The organism is Tropicimonas sediminicola, from assembly GCF_900188335.1.
Lineage (GTDB): Bacteria > Pseudomonadota > Alphaproteobacteria > Rhodobacterales > Rhodobacteraceae > Tropicimonas > Tropicimonas sediminicola.
The window spans coordinates 497686-516055 of sequence record NZ_FZOY01000003.1; the positions used below are offsets into that span (position 1 = coordinate 497686).

Here is an 18370-nt window from a genome sequence, read left to right on the forward strand (position 1 = left end):
TCTGCGACGGGCGAAGAACGAGGGAATGAGCGGTGAAGGCACTGGCATCGACGATCGGGTTTGTCGCCCTGGCCATGGCTCTTGCGGGCTGCGAGCGTGAAACGCCGCTCCCGGGCGAGCGGCTCGAGATCCGTTCGCCGGAGGCGATGGCGATCGTGGGCGCGGAGGGCGCTCCCGCCATCCAGGGCGTCACGCCCGCCTCTGCGACCCGGCGCGACGTGCCCTTCTCCATGCCCGGCCAGGTTAACCATGCCGCCTGGACCCATCGCGGCGGCTCGCCCACGCACCGGCTCAGCCACCCCGCGCTCGGCACCAACCTGACCCAGGTCTGGTCGGCCGACATCGGCGCCGGTGAAAGCCGCAAGGCCAAGATCACCGCGGATCCGGTCGTTGCCGACGGCCGCATCTTCGCGATGGATTCCGAAAGCACCGTGACGGCGCTCTCGACCGGCGGCGGGACGCTGTGGTCGCGCAACCTGACGCCGTCGCGCGAGCGGACCGGGGAGGCCTCCGGCGGCGGCCTGGCGATTTCCGGCGGACGGCTCTACGTCACCACCGGCTTCGGCCAGATGTTCGCGCTCGACCCCGCGACGGGGCAGGTGATCTGGACGCAAGGCTTCGATGCCCCGGTTTCCGGTGCGCCGACCGTGCAGGGCGATCTGGTCTACGTCAGCAGCCGCGACAACCGCGCCTTCGCCGTGCGTGCCTCGAACGGGCGGCTCCTGTGGGAATTGCCGGTCGCGCCGACCAATTCGGTCACCGTCAACGGGGCAGGGCCCGCGGTGACCAGCCGTCTCGCCGTCTTCCCCTTCGGTTCGGCCGAACTGGTGGCGGCGCTGCGGCAGGGCGGCATCCGGGTCTGGAGCTCCACCCTGGCGGGCCAGCGCCGCGGACGGGCCTATGCGGGCGTCAGCGACATCTCCTCCGATCCCGTCGTGGTCGGCAACACGCTCTACGCTGGCTCGCCCTCGGGCCGGATCGCGGCGATCGACATCAACAGCGGCGACCGGATCTGGACGGCGACCGAGGGCGCGATGAGCCCGGTCGCGGTCGAGGGCGGATCGGTTTTCGCGGTGACCGACATCCAGCAGCTCGTGCGGCTGGACGCCGGCACGGGCGAGCTGATCTGGGCCACAGACCTTCCCGGCTTCAAGGCCGAGAAGCCGAGGCGCTTCCAGGCGGTCTATGCGCATTACGGGCCGGTTCTGGCCGGCGGGCGGCTGATCGTGGCCTCCGACGACGGCAACCTGCGCAGCTTCGACCCGCGCTCCGGCGCGCTGATCTCGGCCGTGCCGATCCCCGATGGCGCGACGACCAATCCGGTCGTGGTCAACCGGACGCTCTACGTGGTCAACACCAAGGGGCAACTCCTCGCTTTCCGTTGAGGGCAGGCTCGTGTAAAGGGATCGGTCTGACCCGAGTCCCCTGACCCGCGAGCATGCAATGAGTTTCACCCTGGCCCTTGTGGGCCGCCCGAACGTCGGAAAATCGACCCTGTTCAACCGCCTTGTCGGCAAGCGTCTTGCGCTGGTCGACGATCAGCCGGGCGTGACCCGCGACCTGCGCGAAGGCGAGGCGCGGCTGGGGGATCTGCGTTTCACCGTGATCGACACCGCCGGTCTGGAGGAGGCCACCGACGAGAGCCTGCAGGGCCGGATGCGCCGCCTGACCGAGCGGGCGGTGGAGATGGCCGATGTGTGCCTCTTCATCCTCGACGCCCGCGAGGGGGTGACGCCCGCCGACGAGGTCTTTGCCGACATCCTGCGCCGCAAGTCTGCGCATGTGCTGCTCGCGGCGAACAAGGCCGAGAGCAATGCCAGCGACGCCGGTGTCTACGAGGCCTACGGGCTGGGCCTGGGCGATCCGATCCGGATCTCGGCCGAGCATGGCGAGGGGATGGGCGACCTGCACGCGGCGCTGATGCCGCTCGCCGACGCCTTCGAGGAGCGCGCGGCGGCGGAGGCGCCGGAGGTGGACGTGGAGCTGCCCGAGGGCGATGAGTTCGAGGGCGAGGACGCCGCTGCGCGCATCACCGCAGCCAAGCCGTTGCAGGTCGCCGTCGTCGGCCGCCCAAATGCGGGAAAATCGACCCTTATCAACAAGATATTGGGCGAAGATCGCCTTTTGACCGGCCCCGAGGCAGGTATCACCCGCGATGCGATTTCGCTGCCGATCAACTGGAACGGCACGCCGATGCGGATCTTCGATACCGCCGGGATGCGCAAGAAGGCCAAGGTGCAGGAGAAGCTGGAGAAGCTTTCCGTCTCCGACGGTCTGCGCGCGGTGAAGTTCGCCGAGGTCGTGGTTGTCCTGCTCGACGTGGAGATCCCCTTCGAGCAGCAGGACCTGCGGATTGCCGACCTCGCGGAGCGCGAAGGGCGCGCGGTGGTGGTCGCGGTCAACAAGTGGGACCTGGAGGACGAGAAGCAAGCCAAGCTGGCCGGTCTCAAGGAGGCCTTCGAGCGGCTGCTGCCGCAGCTCAAGGGCGCGCCGCTGATCACCGTTTCGGCCAAGACGGGCCGGGGCCTCGACCGGCTGCACGAGGCGATCGTCCGGGCGCATGACACCTGGAACCGCCGGGTGACGACGGCCAAGCTGAACCTCTGGCTCGCGGGCATGATGGAGGCGCACCCGCCACCGGCGCCGCAGGGCAAGCGGATCAAGCTGCGCTACATGACCCAAGTCAAGACCCGGCCGCCGGCGTTCGTGGTGATGGCGTCCTTCCCGGAGAAGCTGCCGGACAGCTACAAGCGCTATCTTGTCAATGGCTTGCGGGAGGATTTTGACATGCCTGGCACGCCGATCCGGCTGACCTTCCGCAGCCAGTCCGACAAGAACCCCTACAAGGATCGCAAGAAGTCCACGCCTTCGCGCCTGCGCAAGCACCTAGGGAAGAAGCCGCTCGGCTGAACCTGCTCAGCGCACCGCGCGGAGGGTCCGGGCGGCGATGAGGCCCGCGGCGGCGAGCGCGAGCAGCGCCAGCAGCCACTGGCCGCCGAAGTTCGATACGGCGACCGCGATCAGCGCCCAGATCACGCCAAGGGCATGGAACCAGCTGCCCGGGCGGCGCTGCTGGACCCAGAGCGCGATGCCGGTGGCCAGCGCCAGCGCGATGACCGCCCAGATCGTCTGGCCGAAGACGATCCCGTAGCCCGCGCCGAGCAGCGCCAGCGAGACGCAGGAGGCCGCGGTCAGCCAGCCCGCGAAGAGCTCGATGGGCGCGCCAAGGAGCCACGGATCCTGTGCGCGCGGGGCTGACAGCATCGCCGCGAGGGCGCCGCCGAGCATCACGAAGATCAGGATAGTCGCCCAGATCGGGCTGAAGCTCGCCACCGAGAGCCAGGGCGTGCCGGGCACCAGCGCGACCATCAGGGGCCAGCGCGGCGCGTCCCAGGCCGGATCATCGGCGCGCGCCACCAGGCCGTAGACCGCGTGGATCACCAGCCAGAGATAGATCACGCCCCAGATCGCGAAGGCATAGCCGGCCGGCTGCGCCGGTGCGTCGACCTGCGGGATCGGGAAAAGGGTGGGATCGAAGCCGTTGAAGGGAACGAAGGCGGGCGCCGCGGCAAAGGCGGCGGCCGCCGTCACCAGCAGGATCGCTTTCATCTTCCCGGGGCTGTCGCCCGACGGGTCCTGAAGGGGGTCGCTCATGTCACTGCCTCGCTGGTCTTGCGCCGGGCAGCGGGCGATCAGGCGGCGGTCCAGAGCCTGTCGATCCGTTCCGCGCCGAAACGCTCCCGGCAGAAGTCGTAGGTGTCGCTGTAGAAGGCGCGGACCGTTGCCACGTCCTCGGCCGCCGGCTCGCTGTCACGCGGAGAACTGTTGGCCATGTGCTCGAAGTTGGGAGCGACATAGGGAATGTCAAGGAAGCCGCAGAGCTCCTGCGTGACCTCGGTGCGGAAGAAATCCTCGTAGATCCCGAGGTAGAGCTCGTCCGGGCCAAAGGCGGCTTCGAGCGCGGGGATGGTGCGTTCGTAACGGGTGCGGACCTCGCACCAGTGGCTTACCGCCTCGGTCGCCAGCCGCTCGCGGGCCGGGCGGTGGATCGCGCCGCCGTCGTCCTTGCGGTTGCGGTCGGCCATGCGCAGGGCGGAATAGCAGCGCTCGACCGGGTCGCGCATCAGGTAGACGACGCGGGGGCGGAACCCGGCGCCGGTGATCCACTCGCGGATCGTGCGGAAGTTGTCTGCCGAGAGCCCGGCATATTCGGGCGTGATGTCGCCAAAGAGCCGCGCGTTGGGATGATCGGCGCGCATCTGCTTGAAGTGGCGCATGTAGCGCCGGGGCTCGAACTGCATCGCGATCGAATCCATCAGCGCCACCAGCGCCTTGGACTCGGCCTTGGGCTTGCCCTGCTGGATGTTCCGGATCTGCCGGGTGGCGGAGTTGACCAGCCGTTGCAGCCGCACTTCGCGGGCCTTGGGGAAATCGGCTTCGGTGAAGTGGACGTTGAAGAAGCCGAGTTCCTTCTCGGCGCTCATCGCGCAGTCGGGATGCTTGCGCAGGTACGAATAGAGCCAGGTGGTGCCGGATTTCTGCGCGCCGACGCCGAGGATGAAGACGGGATCATTGGTGGCCATGCCGGAGCCCTCTGCTGCGATTGGTGGACGCCCCCGGGGGAGCGCGCGGCGGCCGCCCGGGGAGGGCGGCCGCGCGTCGTCTGTGTCAGGCCAGCACGCCTTCGGCGGTGATCCGGGTCTTGCCGCCGAGCCACTGGTGCAGCGCCTGCGGCAGCAGCACCGAGCCGTCTTCCTGCTGGCCGTTCTCCAGCACCGCGATCAGGCAGCGGCCGACGGCGAGGCCGGAGCCGTTCAGCGTGTGCACGAATTCCGGCTTGCCGCCGCCCTCGGGGCGGAACCGGGCGTTCATGCGCCGGGCCTGGAAGTCGCCGCAGACCGAGACCGAGGAGATCTCGCGGTAGGTGTTCTGCCCGGGCAGCCAGACCTCGATGTCGTGGGTCTTGCGCGAGCCGAAGCCCATGTCGCCGGTGCAGAGCACGATGGTGCGGTACGGCAGGCCGAGCGCCTCGAGGATGCCCTCGGCGCAGCGGGTCATGCGCTCGTGCTCTTCGAGGCTCTTCTCGGGATGGGTGATGGAGACCATCTCGACCTTCTCGAACTGGTGCTGGCGCAGCATGCCCGAGGTGTCCTTGCCCGCGCTGCCGGCCTCCGAGCGGAAGCAGAGCGAATGGGCGACGTAGCGACGGGGCAGGTAGCCTTCCTCGACGATCACGTCGTTGACGATGTTGGTGAGCGTGACCTCGGAGGTCGGGATCAGCCACCAGCCCTCGCGCAGCAGGTAGCTGTCGTCGCCGAACTTCGGGAGCTGTCCGGTGCCGAACATCATCTCCTCGCGCACCATGACCGGGCCGTTGACTTCCGTCAGCCCGTTCTCGGTGGTGTGGGTGTCGAGCATGAACTGCGCCAGCGCACGGTGCACGCGGGCGACCGCGCCCGACATCAGCACGAAACGGGAGCCGGCGAGCTTGGCCGCGGTCTCGAAATCCATGCCGTCCTGCACGGCGGCGAGCTGGTAATGCTCCTTGGGTTCGAAATCGAAGGGGCGCGGCTCGCCCCAGCGGCGGATCTCGACGTTGTCGTTCTCGTCCGCGCCGGTCGGCACCTCGTCGAGCGGCAGGTTGGGCAGGCTGACCAGCAGGTCGCGCAGGCGCGCGTCCTCGGTCTTGGCCTCTTCCTCGAGCCGTGCGATCTCGTCCTTCTTCTCGGCCACCAGCGCGCGGAGCCGTTCGAACTCCGCCTCGTCGCCCTTGGCCTTGGCCGCGCCCACCTGCTTGGAGGCGGCGTTGCGTTCGGCCAGCGCGGCCTCGGCGGCGGCGATCTTCTCGCGGCGCGCGGCATCGACGGCCAGGATCTCCGACGACATCGCCGAAACGCCCAGACGCGCCAGTCCGGCGTCGAAGGTTTCGGGGTGTTCGCGGATGAAGCGAATGTCGTGCATCGGGTTTCTCCTTGGCCCTTCGTATCAGGTGCAGCCGCGTCATGCCGCAAAGCGGCGCGAAGGGAAAGGGGGAAGGGGCCCGAACGGGACGGGGAGGGAGCGGTCAGCGGGGCGCGCGGAAGCTGTAGGAGCCGTCGAGGATGCCTTCGATGGCTTCGCACCCGTGGCTTTCGTAATGCAGCCAGGCGGTCACGGCGAAACGGCGCGGGGCGAGCATGTAGACCGAGAGGCTGATCATCTCCGGCGTCACCTCCCAGTGCAGGTCGACCGCCTCGAGCAGGCGCTCCCTGTCCAGCGGGGGCATCGCGGCAAGCTCCAGCGCATTGGCCACGTATTCGTGGTCGACACTCGCCACCGGGCAACCGTCCAGCGTCTGGTGCAGTAGGGCGTGGGCCATTTCGTGGGTCAGGACCGAGCGGAACAGGCGCTCGGTAGAGAGGCCGGCATAGCCATCATTCTCCGAAATGCTCGCGGCCATCAGTTCCGGTGGCAGGATATTGATGGAATTGTTGCGGCAGTCGAACGCGGCGAGCGCGTGCCCGGCTGCGAAATCCACTTCATCCTTGAGCACGATGTCCAACGGTTTGCGCTGATCGATGCCGCAGACACGGGCATCATCGCGGGCGGCGGTCGCGACTTCGCAGAGCCGGGAAATGTCACTGCCCGGCGGCGCGTCGATGCGCAGCAGCGGGTCCGGACATGGCGCCGGTTCGGCATGTGCAGGCAGGGCGAGAGCCAGAGCGATCGCTGCGACAGACACGGCCCCCCGGCGTGGTCTGACGATGCTTCGGGTCATGGCCCATTATAGCACGAACCGGGGCGATCCGTTGGCGGGGACTGCGGCATGTGGCGTTCCGTCCCATCGGCCGCGTCAGCGCCTCCGGCCCGTCAGTTCGACAGACCGACACTGCGCCGGGCCGCATCCGCGAGGGGGGCGAGGGTCCGGACGCCGCCGCTGCCGCTGACGGAGGCCGAGACCACGGCGACGACCCGCCAGCCCGCCGGAGATTGCCACAGCACCGGCGCGCCCGACGCGCCGCTGATCACCGGGCAGTCGAGCCCGACGAAGCCGCCGCCGACCGCCGCCACCGCGCTGCGGTGGGTGATCTCGCAATGCGGCTGGAGCGACAGCGCATGCGGCCGGTCCTGCCGGTAGCCGATGAGCGCCAGCGGTACCTGCGTCTCCGGCATTACCGCGGGGGGCAGGGCGGCGATCTCCTCGGCGTCGATCGGCTCGCTCAGGACAAGGATTCCGGTGTCGTAGGCGATCCGTTCGGGGACGGGCGACTCGTCATTGACGAAATCGGGGTCGATACGGACCTGGTCGCCGATCCGGTGCGCCTTGAAATCCCCCTGCCGCCAGCCGGCGACGAAATGGACATCCTCGGGCCGGGCAGGGCGGCCATCGGCGCCGTAGAGGCAATGCGCCGCGGTCAGAACGAGGTCGGGTGCGATCAGCGTGCCGGTGCACATGCCCCTGCGGCGCAGCCCGGCCACGTTGACCCGGCCGATGGCGTTCCAGGCCGGCTGATCCGCCTCCGGCAGCAGCACCGGCTCGCGGCCTCCGTTGTCGGGGTCGGACGCGCCCGGCAGCGGCGCCAGCGCCAGCAGCAGCGCCAGGGCGGCGCGCCGCGCGGCTGCTGGAAACGGGAAAGTGATGCGCATCCGCCGCTCCTGCGGGCTCCGGGTTGACGGCATCAGCCTATCGCGCGGGGCCGGTCTGTCCAGTGCCGCGAGGGACGCATGGGGCCCGACCGGTCCTTGCCGATCGCCGGGCCGGGCGTGCCGGGGCATCTTGCACTTGTCATGTGCGCCCCATAGGGTGCGCGCCAAATCGCGGAAGCCCGCGCCTGCCGCAATAAAAGACGAAAGGTAACGCTCATGTTCGCAACGCCCGCCTACGCCCAGGCCGCCGGAGGCGCCGGTGGCGGCGCCATCATGCAGTTCCTGCCGCTGATCCTGATCTTCGCGATCATGTATCTGCTGCTGATCCGCCCGCAGCAGAAGAAGATGAAAGAGCACCAGAAGATGGTGTCCGAACTGCGCCGGGGCGACCAGGTCGTCACCCAGGGCGGCATCATCGCCAAGGTTTCCAAGGTCAAGGACGACAACGAACTCGAGGTCGAGATCTCCGAGGGCGTGAAGGTTCGCATCGTGCGCGCCACCGTCTCGCAGGTCCTGAGCAAGACCGAACCGGCTGGCGAAAGCTGACCGTCCCGCGCGGAAGGCACCCTCTCCCATGCTGCAATTTCCCCTCTGGAAACGCCTGCTGATCACCGGCGTGACCGCCGTGATTCTCCTCATGGCGATGCCGAACCTGTTCTACCCGCGGGTCGAACGGCACAACGACGCGCTGAAGACCATCGAGACGAGCGGCGAGACGCCGGAACTGGCGGCCGACGTGGCCGGCTGGCCGAGCTGGCTGCCGTCGAGCCTCGTCAATCTCGGTCTCGACCTGCGCGGCGGTGCCTACCTGCTGGCGGATGTCCAGGTGGCCGATGTCTATGCCGACCGCATGGACAATTACTGGCCGGAGGTGCGGGACGCGCTGCGGGACGAGCGCGACACGGTCGGCGCGATCCGCCGGATCGACGCTCCCGTCGGGGAATTGCAGGTCCGCATCGGCAATCCCGACGGGATGGCACGGGCGCTGGAAGTGGTGCGCGGGCTGTCGCGGCCGATCCTGACCCTGACCGGCGCCGGCGCGCAGGACATCGAGGTCAGCGGCAGCGGCGACGTGCTGACCCTGCAGCTGTCCGAGGCCGAGAAGCGTGCCACCGACGACCGCACCCTGCAGCACAGCGTGGAGATCGTGCGCCGCCGTGTCGACGAGGTCGGCACGCGGGAGCCATCGATCCAGCGCCAGGGCGATACCCGGATCGTCATCCAGGTGCCGGGCATCGGCTCTGCCGACGAGCTCAAGAGCCTGATCGGCACCACCGCCAAGCTGACCTTCAACCCAGTCGTCAACCGCACCACGGACCCCGACGCCAACCCCGGCGCCCGCAACCTGCTGTTGCCGTCGATGGACGACGAGGGTGTCTATTACATCATCGAACAGACCGCCGTGGTGACGGGCGAGGAGCTGACCAACGCGCAGCCGAGCTTCGACCAGAACGGCCGCCCGGCGGTGAGCTTCCAGTTCAACCCGAGCGGCGCGCGCAAGTTCGGCGATTACACCCGCGACAACGTCGGCTCGCCCTTCGCCATCGTGCTCGACAACGAGGTGATCTCGGCCCCGGTCATCCAGGACCACATCCCCGGCGGCTCGGGCATCATCACCGGGCAGTTCTCCATCGAGCAGTCCAACGAGCTCGCCGTCCTGCTGCGCGCCGGCGCCCTTCCGGCGGAAATGACCTTCCTGCAGGAACGGACCATCGGCCCCGAACTGGGCGCCGACAGCATCGAGGCCGGCCGCATCGCGACCATCGTGGCCTTTGTCGCCGTGCTCGCCTTCATGTGGATGAGCTACGGGCTGTTCGGGCTCTTCGCCAACATCGCGCTCATCGTCAACGTCGGCCTGATCTTCGGGCTGCTGTCGATCATCGGCGCCACGCTCACGCTGCCCGGCATTGCCGGCATCGTGCTGACCGTCGGCATGGCGGTCGACGCCAACGTGCTGGTGTTCGAACGGATCCGCGAAGAGCTCAAGACGGCCCGCGGCCCGGCCCGCGCGATCGAGCTGGGCTACGAAAAGGCCCTGTCGGCGATCATCGATGCCAACATCACCACCTTCCTCACCGCGGTGATCCTGTTCGCGCTCGGCTCCGGCCCGGTCCGCGGCTTTGCCGTCACGCTCGGTCTCGGGATCATGACCTCGGTCTTCTGCGCGATCTTCGTGACGCGCCTGCTGATCGCGGTCTGGTTCGATCGCCGCCGGCCCAAAACCATCGAGGTCTGAGATGCGTCTGAAACTCGTACCCGCCGAGACCAACTGGAACTTCTTCCGGGGCTGGCAGATCACCTTCGGTGCCTCGGCGCTCGCCATGCTGGCCTCCGTGGTGCTGTTCTTCACGGTCGGCCTGAACTTCGGCATCGACTTCCTGGGCGGCACGACGATCCGCGCCGAGAGCACCTCGGCCGTCGATGTCGGCAGCTACCGCGAGGCCATCGCGCCGCTCGACCTTGGCGACGTGACGATCACCGAGGTGTTCGACAGCAGCTTCGACGAGGACAAGCACGTCGCTCAGATCCGCATCCAGCAGCAGGCGGACGAGGAGGCGGTCTCGCCCGAGCTCATCCAGGCGCTGGAGGAGGCCCTGCAGGCGATCGACCCGGAAATCACCTTCCCGTCGGTCGAAAGCGTCGGACCCAAGGTCTCGGGCGAACTGGTCTGGACGGCCATCCAGGCGGTGCTGCTCGCCATCGTGGCGGTGCTGTTCTACATCTGGCTCCGGTTCGAATGGCAGTTCTCGGTCGGTGCCGTGGTGGCGCTGGTGCATGACGTGGTGGTGACCATCGGCGTCTTCTGCCTGCTGCAGATCCGCTTCGACCTGACGATCATCGCCGCGCTGCTGACCATTGTGGGCTATTCGCTCAACGATACCGTGGTGATCTTCGACCGGGTGCGGGAGAACCTGCGCCGGTTCAAGAAGCTGAGCCTGCAGGAGGTGCTGAACCTCTCGATCAACGAGACCCTGAGCCGGACGGTGATGACCTCGCTGACGACGCTGATCGCGCTGGTCGCGCTCTACATTCTCGGCGGCGACGTCATCCGCGGGTTCGTCTTCGCGATGATCTGGGGCATCATCGTCGGCACCTATTCCACCGTCTTCGTCGCTTCGCCGGTCCTGCTGTGGCTGGGCGTGAAGCGTGACTGGTCGAAGCCGAGCCAGGGCGGTGGCACCCAGTTCGCCAATATCGACGCCTGAGGCGACCGGACGCGCCGCGGAGGAGGGCCGGGCCATGGAGTTCATCGAAGTCGAGTTTCCCGATGCCGTCCCGTTCGAGGGCTACGGTCCCGGCTTCTTCCGGATCGGCGGCGAGGTGCGGCAGGGCGATCTGCTGGTGACGGCCCGGAGCCTGCGCGGCTGGGGCGGCTATGGCGATGCCGAGGCGGTGCTGGCGCTGGCGGGAGAGATCGATTTCGTGATTGTCGGGACCGGGGCCGAGATGGCGGCGATTCCGGGCGCGTTCCGGCGCGCGCTGGAAGAGGCCGGGATCGGCGTCGAGCTGATGGCTACCGCCACGGCCTGCCGGACCTACAACGTGCTGGTATCCGAAGGGCGTCGGGTGGCGGCGGCAGTGCTGGCGCTCTGACGCCTCTGGCCTGTCACAGGGGCCCGTCGGGGGCGGGGGCGACGATGGGGCGCGGTGTCAATTCCCGCGTCGCGCGAGGATACTTTCGAACAGTTGATGGGGGGACGCTTTTGTCCCGGAGGGGCTTGGGGTAAGCGCGTGCCATGGAAGTGATCGTCGAGGATCTTGCCGTCGTCCGTGGCGGCATGCGGGTGCTGGAAGGCGTCGGGTTCCGGCTGGAGGCCGGGCGGGCGCTGGTGCTGCGCGGGCCGAACGGGATCGGCAAGACGACGCTCCTGCGGACGCTTGCCGGCCTGCAGCCCGCCGATGGCGGGCGGGTCGCGCCCGGGCCGGAGGTGATGGCCTATGCAAGCCATGCCGACGGGATCAAGGCGACGCTGAGCGTGTCGGAGAACCTTGCGTTCTGGGCCGGTCTGCACGGGGTGCAGTCGATCGCCGCGGCGCTTGCGGATTTCAACCTCGAGGCGCTTGAGGCGCGGCCCGCGGGCAGCCTGTCGGCCGGGCAGAAGCGGCGCCTGGGGCTGGCGCGGATGGCGGTGACGGGACGACCGGTATGGCTGCTCGACGAGCCGACCGTCTCGCTCGACCTTGCCAGCGTCGGGCTCTTCGCCGCGGCAGTGCGGCGGCATCTCGAGGCGGGCGGCAGCGCGGTGATCGCCACCCATATCGACCTCGGGCTCGACGGTGCCGAGGTGCTGGAACTCGGCCCCTTCAAGGCTGCGCCGCCCGAACATGACCACGATTTCCACGAGGCCTTCCTGTGATCGCGCTGCTGAAACGGGATCTCGCGCTGGCGGTTCGGGCCGGGGGCGGCTTCGGGCTGGCGCTGGCCTTCTTCCTGATCGTGGTGACACTGACGCCCTTTGCGGTGGGCCCCAACGCCGGCACGCTCTCGATCATCGCGGCGGGGATCCTGTGGCTCGGGGCGCTGCTGTCCTGCCTGCTCTCGCTCGACCGCATCCTGGCGCTCGATTACGAGGACGGGGCGCTCGAGTTGCTGGCCACGGCGCCCATTCCGCTGGAGGCGGTGGCCGGCATCAAGGCGCTCGCCCACTGGCTGACGACGGGCCTGCCGCTGACGCTGGTCGCCCCGGTGCTGGGCGTGCTGCTGAACCTGCCGGAGCCGGGCTACCTGTGGCTGACGCTGTCGCTGGCGATCGGCACGCCGGCGCTCTCCGTGGTGGGGACATTCGGCGCGGCGCTGACGGTGGGCCTGAAGCGCGGCGGGCTGTTGCTGTCGCTGATCGTGCTGCCGCTCTACGTCCCGACGCTGATCTTCGGCGCCGAAGTGGCGCGGCGGGCCTCCGAGGGCATGCCGATCTCGGAATTCTCCACGCCGCTGGCCCTGCTGGCCGGGATCACGCTCGGAACGCTCGCGCTGCTGCCCTTTGCCTCGGCTGCGGCAATCCGCATCAACCTCCGTTGAGCTACAACCGCTAGGCTTGCTTGAGCCAACTGGAACGAAGGACTAGGTTCGCGCGCATGTCACTCTGGGAATACGCCAATCCGCGAAAATTCATGGCCCTCTCCGGGGCGGTTCTGCCCATTGCAGCGGTGGGGACGGCGGTTGCGATGGTGGTCGGGCTGGTCTGGGGCTTCTTCTTCACCCCCGACGATTACCGCCAGGGCTCGACGGTGAAGATCATCTATATCCACGTGCCCTCGGCGATGATCGCCATCAACTGCTGGCTGATGATGCTGATCACCTCGCTGGTCTGGCTGATCCGCCGCCACCATGTCAGCGCCCTGGCCGCCAAGGCCGCGGCGCCGATCGGGGCGACGATGACGGTGATCGCGCTGCTGACCGGCGCGATCTGGGGCCAGCCGATGTGGGGCACCTGGTGGGCGTGGGATCCGCGGCTGACCTCGTTTTTGATCCTGTTCCTGTTCTACCTCGGCTACATGGCGCTCTGGGCGGCGGTGGAGAACCCCGACACGGCGGCGGAACTGACCTCGGTGCTCTGCATCGTGGGCTCCGTCTTTGCGGTGCTGAGCCGCTACGCGCTGGTGTTCTGGAACCAGGGCCTGCACCAGGGGGCGTCGCTGTCGCTCGACAAGGAGGAGAACGTCTCTGACGTCTTCTACTGGCCGCTGCTGATCTGTATCGCCGGTTTCGTCGGGCTCTTCATCACGCTGGTGCTGCTGCGGACACGTACCGAAGTCCGGGACCGCCGGCTCAAGGCGCTGATCGCGCGGGAGCGGATGGCATGATGCCGGATCTCGGGAAATACGCGGTCGAGGTGCTCTCGGCCTATGCCGTCACCCTCGGGCTCGTCGTGGTGCTGGTCGTGGTGTCGATACGCCAGTCGGTTCGCACGCGCACCCGGCTGCGCGACATCGAGGAGGCGCAGGCCGCGCGCCGCGCGCCCCCTGCCGATACTGCCAGAAAGGAGACCGCATCTCATGGCTAAGGTGTCGCCGCTGATGATCCTGCCGCCGGCGATTTTCCTGGCGGTGGCCGGGCTGTTCTATGCCGGGATGATGCGGGAGAACCCGGATTCGCTGCCGAGCGAACTCACCGGCAAGCCGGCGCCGGTGGTCGAGCTGACGCCTCTGGGCGACCGGCCGCTCCTGACCGATGCGGCGGTGCGGTCCGACGGGGTCAAGCTGGTGAACTTCTGGGCAAGCTGGTGCGCGCCCTGCCGGGTGGAGCATCCGCAACTCATGGCGATGGCCGAGGACGGCATCCCGGTGCACGGGATCAACTACAAGGACGAGAGCGCGAACGCGCTGAATTTCCTTGCGGGCCTCGGCGACCCCTACACCCTGTCGGGAGCCGACAGAAACGGGCGCAACGCGATCGAATGGGGCGTCTACGGCGTGCCCGAGACCTTCGTGGTTGCGGGCGATGGCACGGTCGTGCTGCGTTTCGCCGGGCCGATCACCACCGCGATCATGCGGGACAAGATCCTGCCGGCGATCGCCGAGGCCGAGGCGCTGACCAACTGAGGCGGCACGCCTCGCGTTAACCGATTTCCCGGCCGCGTTAACCACGTCGTAACCTCTTGACCCTATCCAGTCCCGAAAGAGACCACGGGCAGCAGCGGCCGTGCGGGGAGGATCCCGTCCGTTGCGCTTCCGTGGCGGGAACGGGTCATGACGAGTTTTCCTCAGACGCTGATCGACGGCACCGGTTTCACCTGGGACATGTGGAACGACGGGCGGATCGGCGACGGAACCAGCGACGCCTTCGACGCCGGGTTCGACCTGTTCCACATGCCCTATGTCAGCGACGTGACGAGCTCGATGTCCGGGCGGCAACTCACGATCTCGGGGGTATCGAACGAGGCGGGCGCGGAGATCACCTTCGAGCGCAGCCTCTATGTGCCGACCACCGGCGGCTGGGCGCGGTTCGTCGACACCGCGACCAACATCGGCGCCGCAACGCAGACCGTCACCTTCTCGGTGCGGACGGACCTGGGCTCCAACTACGCGACGGAGATCCTCGCCACGTCCTCGGGCGACCTGGCTTTCGACAGTGACGATCGCAGCATCCTCACCGACGACGGCAATGCGCAGGGCGACCCGATGGTCGGCATCGCCTTTGGCGACGGGTCGCGCCCGGCGGATTACACGCTGATCAGCAACGACGACGTGATCTTCGAATACACGGTGACCCTGGCTCCGGGGGAGAGCGCCTCGATCCTCTATTTCGGCGTCCAGAGCTACGATCTGTCCGATGCACAGGCGATGCTCGCGGTGCTGGGCGGCCCGTTGCCCGGCAGCATGCTGGAGGGGATCCCCGACGAGACGCTCGCGCAAATCCTCAACTACGGAACGGGTGTGAGCCGCCCCGACACCCATTACGGCAACGAATTCGACGATCTGCTCGGCGGCAGCTCGCTGGACGAGACGTTCTACGCGCTCGAGGGCGACGACATGGTCCTTGCCGAAGGCGGCGCGGATACCGTCTGGGCCGGCGACGGCAATGACACCGTTCTGGCCGGCGCGGGCAACGACATGGTCGATGGCGGCGCCGGCGATGACGTCCTGCTCGGCGGAGATGGCAATGACACCCTGATCGGCGGCGTCGGCGCCGACCACCTCGTCGGCGGGGCCGGGAACGACCTGCTCGAGGGCGGCGATGGCGACGACTGGCTTCTGGGCGAGGCCGGTGCGGACCTTGTCACGGGCGGTGCCGGCAAGGACAGGCTCTCCGGCGGGGTGGGCGACGATACCCTGTTCGGCGATGCGGGCGACGATATCCTCATCGGCGGCGACGGCGCGGACGCGATCGACGGCGGCGCGGGGATCGACCTGGCGAGCTATGCCGGCTCCAACGACGCGGTCGTGATCGACCTCGCGGCCGGACTTGCCTCCGGCGGTCACGCGACCGGAGACCAGCTCGCAGGGATCGAGGGCGTGGAGGGGACGCCCTTTGCCGACGACCTCACCGGCGACGATGCGGCGAACCAGTTCCGTCCCGGCCTGGGCGAGGACGTTGTCGACGGGGCAGGCGGCTTCGACATCCTCGACTATTCCGACGCCTCCGGGCCGGTGACGCTGACCATCGGCGCCGGCACCTCGACGCAGGAGACCGGCGGATCGAGCCGCGACGTGATCACCTCCATCGAGGGAGCCATCGGTTCCCAGTTCGACGACCTGCTGATCGGCACCGCCGATTACGAGGAATTTCGCGGCGGCGCGGGCGACGACCGGATCGAGACCAACGGCGGCGATGATCAGGCCCTCGGCGGCAGTGGCGACGACACGCTGATCGGGGGCAACGGGGCCGAGACCCTGATCGGTGGAACCGGCGGGGATTACATCGAAGGCGGCAACGGCAATGACTGGATCGAGGGCGGCGATGGCTGGGACACGCTGATCGCCGGAACTGGCGATGACGTGGTCACGGGCGGCGCCGGCAAGGACACGCTCGACGGCGGCAGCGGGCATGATCAGCTGGACGGCGGCGGCTCGAACGACGTGCTGATCGGCGGATGGGGGCGCGACACCCTGCTGGGCGGCTACGGGGCGGACATCCTGCAGGGGGACGGCAGCAACGACCTGCTCGATGGCGGCAAGGGCAACGACCAGTTGACCGGCGGCACCTACAGCGACACCTTCGTGTTCTCCAAGGGCTACGGCAAGGACGTCATCCACGACTTCACACCGGGCGAGGATCTGCTCGATCTCGGCAATGCCGGGTTCTCCAAATTCGCCGCCGTGCAGGACGCTGCTGTCGAGTTGGCGGACCGCCTGCGGATATTCGTGACCTCGACCGACAAGCTGGACCTGATGGGCTGCACCCTGGACGATCTGCAGGCCTCGGACGTGCTGCTCTAGCGGATAGATGCCGACCCGGGCCCCGGGCGGTTGCCGGCAGGGCCTTCTTTGCGACACGCTTTCGGCCAAGTTTTGAGGTCCATATCGGACCCGTCAATGGCCCGGAAAGAAAGAACGCATGTCGACCGCAAGCACCGTTGAGCGCCAGATGCTCGAACTGATCAACAAGGCCCGAGCCGAGGTCGGACTGCATCCGCTGCAACTTGAACTCGATCTCAACGCGGCCGCCGAGGATCACAGCGACTGGATGCTGAAGACGGACACCTTCTCGCACACCGGCGTGGACGGGTCGTCTCCCGGCGATCGCATGAAGGCCGCGGGCTTCGAGTTCAGCGGCAGCTGGAGCTGGGGCGAGAACGTCGCCTGGCAGAGCGAACGCGGCGCCTCCGGCATCTCCGACGATGTCGAGAACCTGTTCAACGCCCTGATGGACAGCGACGGCCACCGGGCCAACATCCTGGGGAAGGGGTTCGACTACGTCGGCATCGGAGTGGAAACCGGAGATTACAAGGGCTGGGATGCGGTCATGGTCACCCAGACCTTCGCTTCGACCGCGGCGACGGTGGCGCTCGACACGGGCAGCGCGTCCGCTTCCCTGTCCGGCAATCTCGTGCTTGACGGAACGAGCGCAGCCGACACGCTCTCGGGCGGGGCCGGCGCGGATATCCTGAAAGGCCGGGGCGGCGCGGATACACTCAAGGGCGGCGGCGGCGCTGATGAGCTTCTGGGACAGAAAGGGCAGGATCTGCTCAAGGGCGGCAAGGGCAACGACATCCTGAAGGGCGGGGTCGGCGGAGATATCCTGCGCGGCAACAACGGGAAGGACAAGCTGCTTGGCGGCAACCAGAAGGATCTGCTCGATGGCGGGCTCGCCAATGACAGCCTGACCGGCGGCAGCGGCGCGGACCGCTTCGTGTTCGGGGACGGATACGGCACCGACAGGATCACGGATTTCCAGGACGATCTGGACCTTGTCCGGCTGGACGATGCGCTCTGGTCGGGCACGCTCAGTGCGGCAGAGGTGATCCGCAAGTTTGCCGACGTCCAGAAAGGCAACGTGGTCTTCGACTTCGGCGACGAGGTGCTCATCGTCGAGGGGATCGATGATGCGTCCCTGCTGAGGGACGATCTGAACATCGTCTGACGCTGCGGGCGGCGCCGGTGTCCCGGCGCTGGCCCAGGTTGCGCCTCGCGCGTCAGTCCGCGCCGCGGGTCAGGGCGGCGACGCCGGTGCGGGCGATCTCGATGAGGCCGAGCGGGCGCATGAGCTCGGCGAAGGCGTCGATCTTTTCCGTCGAACCGGCGATCGAGAAGACGAAGCTCTCGAGCGTGGAATCCACTGCGTTTGCGCGAAAGATGTCGGCCAGTCGCAGCGCCTCGACCCGCTTGTCGCCGGTGCCCGCAACCTTCAGCAGCGCCAGTTCGCGCTCGACCGAGGGGCCCTCGGTGGTCAGGTCCTGCACCTTGTGCACGGGAACCAGCCGGCCAAGCTGGGCCTTGATCTGCTCGATCACCTCCGGCGTGCCGGTGGTCACGACGGTGATCCGGGAGCGGTGCCCGGTGTGGTCGACCTCGGCCACGGTCAGGCTCTCGATGTTGTAGCCGCGTCCGGAGAACAGGCCGATCACGCGGGCCAGCACCCCGGCCTCGTTGTCGACGACCACCGCCAGCGTATGCGTCTCGATGACCTCGGCATTGGGGTTGCGCAGGTCGTAGGCGGAATGCTTCGACGAACCCTGTTCGATCTTGAGTGCGGACATCTGGTGTTCCTCGTCTATTGCGCCAGCTCGCGCGTGCAGCGACGTGCATACACCGCGAGGTCGTGGCAGGAAAGGTCGATACCGACGCATGGCATGGCGGGCGC

19 protein-coding genes are annotated in these 18370 nt (G+C 68.1%); 13 read left to right on the forward strand and 6 right to left on the reverse strand.

Features of this window, described 5'->3' with window-relative positions; genetic code table 11:
* The first annotated feature begins 32 nt into the window (after positions 1-32).
* Both CHB86_RS10810 and der read left to right on the forward strand, forming a co-directional pair.
* The gene (locus CHB86_RS10810) at positions 33-1385 is read left to right on the forward strand and encodes a PQQ-like beta-propeller repeat protein (protein WP_245837887.1); all 1353 of its coding nucleotides are present in this window, start codon (positions 33-35) and stop codon (positions 1383-1385) included.
* Between the two features lie 58 nt (positions 1386-1443).
* On the forward strand, positions 1444-2910 hold the full coding sequence (gene der, locus CHB86_RS10815) for a ribosome biogenesis GTPase Der (RefSeq protein ID WP_089233041.1): 1467 nt from the start codon (positions 1444-1446) through the stop codon (positions 2908-2910).
* A gap of 6 nt (positions 2911-2916) precedes the next feature.
* Here the strand turns inward: der and CHB86_RS10820 are convergent, their stop codons facing one another.
* The 5 genes from CHB86_RS10820 to CHB86_RS10840 form a co-directional block, all read right to left on the reverse strand.
* Positions 2917-3654, reverse strand: coding sequence for a hypothetical protein (locus CHB86_RS10820; RefSeq protein ID WP_245837889.1), 738 nt, complete (start codon positions 3652-3654; stop codon positions 2917-2919).
* Between the two features lie 38 nt (positions 3655-3692).
* The gene (locus CHB86_RS10825) at positions 3693-4583 is read right to left on the reverse strand and encodes a sulfotransferase (protein WP_089233042.1); all 891 of its coding nucleotides are present in this window, start codon (positions 4581-4583) and stop codon (positions 3693-3695) included.
* Positions 4584-4668: 85 nt separating this feature from the next.
* Positions 4669-5961, reverse strand: a complete 1293-nt coding sequence (gene serS / locus CHB86_RS10830) for a serine--tRNA ligase (protein ID WP_089233043.1) — start codon at positions 5959-5961, stop codon at positions 4669-4671.
* Between the two features lie 103 nt (positions 5962-6064).
* Positions 6065-6757 (reverse strand): DUF6639 family protein, encoded by a 693-nt coding sequence (locus CHB86_RS10835; protein WP_217898294.1) that lies wholly within the window; start codon positions 6755-6757, stop codon positions 6065-6067.
* 92 nt (positions 6758-6849) lie between these two features.
* A complete protein-coding gene (locus tag CHB86_RS10840) occupies positions 6850-7626 on the reverse strand; it encodes a trypsin-like serine peptidase (protein WP_176442840.1) in 777 nt (258 codons plus the stop codon).
* Between the two features lie 216 nt (positions 7627-7842).
* Between CHB86_RS10840 and yajC the strand changes: the two genes are divergently transcribed.
* From yajC to CHB86_RS10895, 11 genes are all read left to right on the forward strand, one after another.
* On the forward strand, positions 7843-8172 hold the full coding sequence (yajC, locus tag CHB86_RS10845) for a preprotein translocase subunit YajC (protein WP_089233046.1): 330 nt from the start codon (positions 7843-7845) through the stop codon (positions 8170-8172).
* A gap of 28 nt (positions 8173-8200) precedes the next feature.
* Positions 8201-9862 (forward strand): protein translocase subunit SecD, encoded by a 1662-nt coding sequence (gene secD, locus CHB86_RS10850; protein WP_089233047.1) that lies wholly within the window; start codon positions 8201-8203, stop codon positions 9860-9862.
* A 1-nt stretch (position 9863) separates the two neighbouring features.
* Positions 9864-10832 carry a protein translocase subunit SecF gene (gene secF, locus CHB86_RS10855; protein ID WP_089233048.1) on the forward strand — a complete coding sequence of 323 codons (969 nt, stop codon included), beginning with the start codon at positions 9864-9866 and terminating at the stop codon, positions 10830-10832.
* 34 nt (positions 10833-10866) lie between these two features.
* Entirely contained in the window at positions 10867-11220 is a 354-nt protein-coding gene (locus tag CHB86_RS10860) for an Mth938-like domain-containing protein (RefSeq protein WP_089233049.1), read from the forward strand.
* A gap of 143 nt (positions 11221-11363) precedes the next feature.
* Positions 11364-11984 (forward strand): heme ABC exporter ATP-binding protein CcmA, encoded by a 621-nt coding sequence (gene ccmA, locus CHB86_RS10865; RefSeq protein WP_089233050.1) that lies wholly within the window; start codon positions 11364-11366, stop codon positions 11982-11984.
* Positions 11981-12646, forward strand: a complete 666-nt coding sequence (gene ccmB, locus CHB86_RS10870) for a heme exporter protein CcmB (protein WP_089233051.1) — start codon at positions 11981-11983, stop codon at positions 12644-12646. Before ccmA ends, ccmB begins: the two co-directional genes overlap by 4 nt.
* 56 nt (positions 12647-12702) lie before the next feature.
* Positions 12703-13431: a heme ABC transporter permease gene (locus CHB86_RS10875; protein WP_089233052.1), complete on the forward strand. Its 729-nt coding sequence runs from the start codon at positions 12703-12705 to the stop codon at positions 13429-13431.
* On the forward strand, positions 13428-13631 hold the full coding sequence (gene ccmD, locus CHB86_RS10880) for a heme exporter protein CcmD (protein WP_089233053.1): 204 nt from the start codon (positions 13428-13430) through the stop codon (positions 13629-13631). The genes CHB86_RS10875 and ccmD overlap by 4 nt, the downstream gene beginning before the upstream one ends.
* Positions 13624-14169: a DsbE family thiol:disulfide interchange protein gene (locus CHB86_RS10885; protein WP_089233054.1), complete on the forward strand. Its 546-nt coding sequence runs from the start codon at positions 13624-13626 to the stop codon at positions 14167-14169. Before ccmD ends, CHB86_RS10885 begins: the two co-directional genes overlap by 8 nt.
* Before the next feature lie 147 nt (positions 14170-14316).
* Positions 14317-16506 (forward strand): calcium-binding protein, encoded by a 2190-nt coding sequence (locus CHB86_RS10890; protein ID WP_089233055.1) that lies wholly within the window; start codon positions 14317-14319, stop codon positions 16504-16506.
* A 118-nt stretch (positions 16507-16624) separates the two neighbouring features.
* Positions 16625-17650, forward strand: a complete 1026-nt coding sequence (locus CHB86_RS10895) for a CAP domain-containing protein (protein ID WP_089233056.1) — start codon at positions 16625-16627, stop codon at positions 17648-17650.
* A gap of 52 nt (positions 17651-17702) precedes the next feature.
* On the opposite strand, the gene ilvN is transcribed toward CHB86_RS10895, so the two are convergent.
* Complete coding sequence (gene ilvN / locus CHB86_RS10900; RefSeq protein ID WP_089233057.1) at positions 17703-18266, reverse strand: acetolactate synthase small subunit; 564 nt, start codon at positions 18264-18266, stop codon at positions 17703-17705.
* Positions 18267-18370: the final 104 nt, after the last annotated feature.

Excerpts from the sequence above, each read along its gene's own strand:
- ccmD (WP_089233053.1), top strand. The coding sequence starts at position 13,428 with ATGATGCCGGATCTCGGGAAATACGCGGTCGAGGTGCTCTCGGCCTAT.
- ccmA (WP_089233050.1), top strand. The coding sequence starts at position 11,364 with ATGGAAGTGATCGTCGAGGATCTTGCCGTCGTCCGTGGCGGCATGCGG.
- yajC (WP_089233046.1), top strand. The coding sequence starts at position 7,843 with ATGTTCGCAACGCCCGCCTACGCCCAGGCCGCCGGAGGCGCCGGTGGC.
- serS (WP_089233043.1), bottom strand. The coding sequence starts at position 5,961 with ATGCACGACATTCGCTTCATCCGCGAACACCCCGAAACCTTCGACGCC.
- CHB86_RS10890 (WP_089233055.1), top strand. The coding sequence starts at position 14,317 with ATGACGAGTTTTCCTCAGACGCTGATCGACGGCACCGGTTTCACCTGG.
- secF (WP_089233048.1), top strand. The coding sequence starts at position 9,864 with ATGCGTCTGAAACTCGTACCCGCCGAGACCAACTGGAACTTCTTCCGG.
- der (WP_089233041.1), top strand. The coding sequence starts at position 1,444 with ATGAGTTTCACCCTGGCCCTTGTGGGCCGCCCGAACGTCGGAAAATCG.
- CHB86_RS10875 (WP_089233052.1), top strand. The coding sequence starts at position 12,703 with ATGTCACTCTGGGAATACGCCAATCCGCGAAAATTCATGGCCCTCTCC.
- ilvN (WP_089233057.1), bottom strand. The coding sequence starts at position 18,266 with ATGTCCGCACTCAAGATCGAACAGGGTTCGTCGAAGCATTCCGCCTAC.
- CHB86_RS10885 (WP_089233054.1), top strand. The coding sequence starts at position 13,624 with ATGGCTAAGGTGTCGCCGCTGATGATCCTGCCGCCGGCGATTTTCCTG.
- CHB86_RS10835 (WP_217898294.1), bottom strand. The coding sequence starts at position 6,757 with ATGACCCGAAGCATCGTCAGACCACGCCGGGGGGCCGTGTCTGTCGCA.
- CHB86_RS10860 (WP_089233049.1), top strand. The coding sequence starts at position 10,867 with ATGGAGTTCATCGAAGTCGAGTTTCCCGATGCCGTCCCGTTCGAGGGC.
- secD (WP_089233047.1), top strand. The coding sequence starts at position 8,201 with ATGCTGCAATTTCCCCTCTGGAAACGCCTGCTGATCACCGGCGTGACC.
- CHB86_RS10825 (WP_089233042.1), bottom strand. The coding sequence starts at position 4,583 with ATGGCCACCAATGATCCCGTCTTCATCCTCGGCGTCGGCGCGCAGAAA.
- CHB86_RS10895 (WP_089233056.1), top strand. The coding sequence starts at position 16,625 with ATGTCGACCGCAAGCACCGTTGAGCGCCAGATGCTCGAACTGATCAAC.
- CHB86_RS10840 (WP_176442840.1), bottom strand. The coding sequence starts at position 7,626 with ATGCGCATCACTTTCCCGTTTCCAGCAGCCGCGCGGCGCGCCGCCCTG.
- CHB86_RS10820 (WP_245837889.1), bottom strand. The coding sequence starts at position 3,654 with ATGAGCGACCCCCTTCAGGACCCGTCGGGCGACAGCCCCGGGAAGATG.